Genomic DNA, 2102 nt, shown 5'->3' with positions numbered 1-2102 from the left:
GTTGGTGAAGCACGGTGTAGGAACCCGCATCGTCACCCACCGAGGCCCCGCCTCAGCTCACCGACACGACACTTTCACGCGGATATCCGCCGGCCACCGCTGCACTCTCGTTCACGAAGAGCCGGTTTTGTTCCGATCCGTATAGGAGGATCAGGAATATGCGCCAGTATTCGCCGGAGTTTCGCGAGCCTGGGTTGCGGTTGTTGGACACCACGGTGGAAGCCTCAGACGTTATCGGAGTTCGAGGCGATTAGTTCTGTGGCAAGCAAACTCGGTATCTCCGAGGAACCTATGCGCCGCTGGCGCCGCAAAGTCCAGGTCGATGCTGGCGAGCGTCCTGGCGCGACCAGCTCCGGCCATGCCGAGATTAGGCGTCCCAAGCGTGAGGTTGTCGAATTATGCAGGCCCAAAAAGATTTTGAAATCTGCGTCTGCGTTTTCGCAGCGGAGCTCGACCGCCCTGCGACGAATGATCGCCTACATCGATGCTCATCGCGGTCAGTTCGGGGTCGAGCTCATCTGCGCCGTGCTGCGGGCAGCAACCCCAGGGTTCTTCACCTTTCGGAGCTATCGGGCGCGCGCAGCTGCGCTGCTTCGGATCGGGAAATCCGCGACGAGCAGCTGGAGCACGTAAAGGGGCGCGCTAGCCGCCGCGCCCGCGTTCAGCTGGTACGTCAAACAAATCTGGGTTCAGCACTATCGGCGAGAAACGCCCCACTGACGCGCAAAGCGCGACGCGCCTCGGGCAAGATTCGAAACATGGCCTGGAACACGTGTATTTGACCGCGGAATACCTGAAGCTGGACCGGTGCCCCCGCGACGCGCATGCGCTCGACGAGTCGTCGGGAATCGTCCAGCAGCATTTCTCTCCCGCCCACCTGGATCAATGTCGGCGGCATACCAGTGAGGTCGGCGGCGAGCACGTTGACGCGGGGGTCGTCCGGATCGGCGTCGCCCACGTAGAGACTCAGCGCCCGCGATGCGGACCGGGCCGATGCGAAAGGATCGCGGCGCCGGCTTTCACGAGCCGTCGCCAGCTGACACGTCAGATCGATGACGGGGGACATCAGTAGCATGCCGTCAGGCAACGGCAGGCGATGTGCTAGTGCACCCAACGAGGTCGCGACCGCCAGTTGGCCGCCCGCCGAATCTCCTGCGATCGCTACCGTGCGGGCTGATGTTGATTCTGCAGAGCCCGCCAACCACCGGTAGGCCCTCAGTGCGTCGTCAGCAGCCGCCGGATACGGGTAACGCGGAGCCAATCGATAGCGGACCGCGAAGACCGGGCGCAGCGACGCGGCAGACAATTCGCCCAACAGACCACGATGGGTTTTGGGAGAGCACATCGAAAACGCGCCGCCGTGAATGTAAAGGATCGGTGGCCCGTCCGGGTTGACGTTCGGTGCGACGGTCCAATCTCCCCTCACCCGTTCGCCGGCGAAGACGGTGTCGACCAGCCTTACCCGCAGTCCTGGGCGTGGGCGGGACGCGATGAGCGCCGCCCGAAGCACCCGATCCATCACAGCAAGCCCGTACCGATTGGACGGTAGTGCTTGCGTCAGCGGGCGAAGGACACTGCGTGCGGAGTTGCGATGAGGTAGCTTGTCAGGCTCGGATCCCAATCCGAGGAAACGGATGTCACGATAAGCCAGCCAGCTTTTCGTTGGTGCGGCGTTCGAATGAGTAGTCGCCGAGGTCGAAGCTGTGACTACGCCAGGAAGATTCGCGGGTGGTCGTCGGACGTAGTGGTACCTCGCCGTGTTTGTCGAAGTAGTAACGATTCGAGGTTCCGCCAACTTCGTCGGCGTCGTCGACGATAAGAAAGTCCGAGAAGCCGGCTTGCAGGAGCTTTATCCCCATTCCGATCCCGGAGAACCCTGCACCAATCACAATGATTTCGAAGCAGTCTTTAGCCGTGTTCTCCATACCGTCTTTCTGGCTCATCGAGGAGGCTAGACGCCAGGCGCCTGTCGCCGACTGCCTAGTACTGCAGCCGTAGTTTGAGGCCAGTGGTCTTGGGCGTGTCTGCGCTGGTCAGAGCGGTGACCGCGGCATCGTTCAGAGTTTGTGAAGACAACCGAATTGGCCGCGGTCGCCGCGGTT

The 2102-nt window shown here is 61.9% G+C and carries 1 protein-coding gene and 1 pseudogene; both read right to left on the bottom strand.

Annotation, left to right across the window (positions count from 1 at the left end; translation table 11 throughout):
* Nucleotides 1-673: 673 nt before the first annotated feature.
* A pseudogene (locus H7J89_RS01950) lies at nucleotides 674-1644 on the bottom strand (alpha/beta hydrolase).
* Nucleotides 1638-1925 (bottom strand): NAD(P)-binding protein, encoded by a 288-nt coding sequence (locus H7J89_RS01945; RefSeq protein WP_372513692.1) that lies wholly within the window; start codon nucleotides 1923-1925, stop codon nucleotides 1638-1640. The pseudogene H7J89_RS01950 and the gene H7J89_RS01945 overlap by 7 nt, the downstream one beginning before the upstream one ends.
* Nucleotides 1926-2102: the final 177 nt, after the last annotated feature.

The sequence above is a fragment of the Mycobacterium paraffinicum genome (genome assembly GCF_025822865.1).
GTDB classification, from domain to species: domain Bacteria; phylum Actinomycetota; class Actinomycetes; order Mycobacteriales; family Mycobacteriaceae; genus Mycobacterium; species Mycobacterium paraffinicum.
Note: the sequence above shows the minus strand (reverse complement) of the source record. Positions and strands in the feature narration are given on the sequence as shown.